Origin of the sequence: uncultured Megasphaera sp., from assembly GCF_958350005.1 — a bacterium.
GTDB lineage: Bacteria > Bacillota > Negativicutes > Veillonellales > Megasphaeraceae > Megasphaera.
The window spans coordinates 1-3233 of record NZ_CATWFF010000214.1 but is presented as its reverse complement, the minus strand read 5'-3'; the positions used below and the strand labels follow the sequence as shown (position 1 = coordinate 3233).

3 protein-coding genes are annotated in these 3233 nt (G+C 49.3%); all 3 read left to right on the top strand.

The window, feature by feature from the left end; genetic code table 11:
- A partial coding sequence (terL, locus tag Q3886_RS09640) for a phage terminase large subunit (protein WP_301861243.1) occupies positions 1-1217 on the top strand: 1217 nt, incomplete at its 5' end.
- Positions 1218-1226: 9 nt separating this feature from the next.
- Positions 1227-2588 (top strand): DUF1073 domain-containing protein, encoded by a 1362-nt coding sequence (locus Q3886_RS09635; RefSeq protein ID WP_301861242.1) that lies wholly within the window; start codon positions 1227-1229, stop codon positions 2586-2588.
- A 38-nt stretch (positions 2589-2626) separates the two neighbouring features.
- Positions 2627-3233, top strand: a 607-nt coding sequence (locus Q3886_RS09630) for a hypothetical protein (protein WP_301861241.1), incomplete at its 3' end; no start/stop codon positions are given.

Genomic DNA, 3233 nt, shown 5'->3' with positions numbered 1-3233 from the left:
AATTCGGGGCTGTTATATTCCGGCGGCAGTCGACGCAGATTACCAACGAAGGCGGCCTATATGATACAGCCCTAAGCATGTATATACCATTGGGCGCTGTCTTTAAGCAGGTTCCGGCGCTAATGTGTACGTTTCCCAGTGGTGCCAAGGTATCGTTCCGACATCTGCAATACGATAAAAACGTGCTGGACTGGCAGGGGTCGCAGATACCTTTAATTGCCTTTGACGAATTGACCCATTTCACAGAACATCAGTTTTTCTATATGCTGTCCCGGAATCGTACCACGTGCGGCGTAAAGCCCTATATCCGGGCGACATGCAACCCCGACGCTGATAGCTGGGTCGCTGATTTCATTTCATGGTGGATTGACCAAGATACAGGGTATCCCATTCCGGAGCGGTCGGGAAAGATACGGTATTACGCACGGATGAGCGGCGAAATAATCTGGTCGAGCAGTCGGGAAGAGCTGGAAGCCACATATGGACACGATGCTGTAAAAAGCGTGTCTTTCATTTCATCATCCATATACGACAACAAGATTCTTCTAAAGGCGAACCCGGAATATCTGGCCAGCCTGAACGCCTTGCCAGAGGTCGAAAAGGAACGGCTTCTTAAAGGTAACTGGAAAATCAGACCGACCGGCGGGATGTACTTCAAAGAATCGCAAATACAAATTGTGAAGACCATACCAGACAAGATTGTCGCTGTTGCCAGAGCGTGGGACTTAGCTGCTACGGAAATCACACCGGACAGCAAAGACCCGGACCGTACAGCCGGGGCATTATGCGCACGACTACGGAGCGGGCAGTTTATCTTTATTGACGTTATCCGGCGGGCTGCCAATGCGTCAACCGTTAGAAAGCTGGTAAAGACAACGGCCATCATCGACAGAGGGCTGTACAAATGCGAGAAAATATATATACCGCAGGACCCCGGTCAGGCAGGGAAAGAGCAGGCTATGAGTTACGTTAGAGAGCTGGCAGGCTTTTCCGTATATACGCACACTGTCAGCGGGGACAAGGAAACACGGGCCGAACCATTAGCCGCCCAATGGCAGCAAGGGAACGTACTACTGCTTGAAGGTGACTGGAACCGGGAATTTCTGAATGAAATGGAAGGATTCCCCGTTGCCCTGCATGACGACCAGGTAGATGCTGCCAGTGATGCGTTTAATGCTGTAGCCGCTCTACATGATTGGTCGTCACTGGTATCATAGGAGGATAACATGGCAGAACGAAAAGACGGGTTTTATAATGCCTTTATCGGGCAGGGAACCCGGAACAGGGACCCATTTAACAATTACATATACACGCCATCACGCAATCTGTCATTCGAGGAATGCGCACAGCTGTTTACCTATAACGGCATAGCGCAGAAGATTATCACGGCCCCGGCGGATGAAGCTATCAAGGAGGGATTCACCCTTAAAAACGGGGAAGATGAACTCGAAGACGAAACCAAGGCTGTAATATCTGTACTGGAAGATCTGGAATGGGAACAGCAATTCTCGACAGTGTTGTCATGGGATAGACTGTACGGTGGCGGTGCGTTGTTACTTATGGCAAACGACGGAGCACAGACACTGGAAGAACCGCTCAACGAAAACAGGCTACAGAACATTGAACGGCTGATACCAGTCGAAGCGCCGGACATTGTGGCTGATGCAACGACGCTATACAATGATATGAGCCAATTGTTCGGGAAGCCTGAGTATTACACCATAACGGGATACTACGGCGGCTCATTTAGAGTTCATGAAAGCCGCCTTTTGCTGTTTACAGGCGGCACATTGCCAACTCAGGAACGGAGACAGCGCAACGACTGGGGCGCAAAGGTATACGAAAAGATGTACAACGACATTATGCGATATGATACGGGGTTATCGCTGGCACTTATGGCATTATCGAGACTGTCCCAGCCTGTGCTGAAACTCGATGGGCTGGCAGGAAAGCTTGCAACAACGGAAGGCGAAAACCAGATTGTCAAGCGAATGCAGCTCATTGATATGGTACGGCATATGATGAACACCATTGTTATGGATAAAGAAGATGAATACAGTCTCGAAAACATGAGCATTGCAGGCGTAACAGACATTATTGACCGATTCCAGTCGGCATTATCAGCCGTGACGGATATACCTGTCACGGTATTGTTTGGCGTTTCACCGGGCGGCTTGAACAGCACAGGTAAATCAGACTTTGAAAACTATTACAACATGGTGAGCCGACTGCAAAAGCGCACACTAAGGCCGAGACTGTCCCGACTGATTGATTTACTCAGCAAGTGCAGTCAATACAATATACACTTGCCAGATAAATACACGTTGGAATTTAACCCATTGTGGCAGCCAACGGAAAGAGAACAGGCCGATACTGAGTATGTGAAGGCACAGGCCAAGGCACAGGACGCCGCCGCTGCTAAGACATACTACGACATGAACGCTCTCGATGGGCAGGAAGTACGTGACGGGCTGGAAAAGCAGGGCATATACGACCTTGACCGCGGTCTGGATGATGTAATTCAGAATTCACGGCTGAACGTAGAGCCGCCGCAGAACAATGAGCCGCAGAACGAAGGGAATGAATAGCGATGAAGGTAGTTGCAAAGCGTATATGGCGGTATCCTATGAGCTTAGAGCGCCAATACGCCAAGCAGCTCAATGGATACGTCAAGCGAAAATTTGCCGTCATTAAAGACCATCAACAGGAGATCATCGACCTGGTACAGCTGTATTCCGTTAATCTTGACGACGCCGAACTGATGGAAGAATCCAGTACACGTATAGACATACTGCTCGACCAAATAGAGCGGGATATGGAGCCAGCCGACAGCCTGACACGGGCCATGAATAACATGGCTGATGCCATAGAGCGGTACAACAAGGCAGAGTTTGACGCCATCATGAAAAGTATATTAGGCTTTCCGTTACGGGTGCCATTGGCGCAGTTATCACGCACTGACGAACGCATGGACGCCACACTGGACGAAGACATAGCGACGCTAAAGATGACATGGGTACGGCAGAATCTGGCACTTATCAAGAGCATAGATTCCCAGACAATGCAGAAAATCGAAGATAAAATGATGGAACGCATTATCGAGACGCACGACGCTAGACTTCTGAATAAGTACCTGATACAGGATATACAAGATATTGCAGACGTTGAACTCAACCGGGCGACGCTGATCGGCGTTGACCTAGTGGGAAAACTGAACGGCAGAATGACACAAT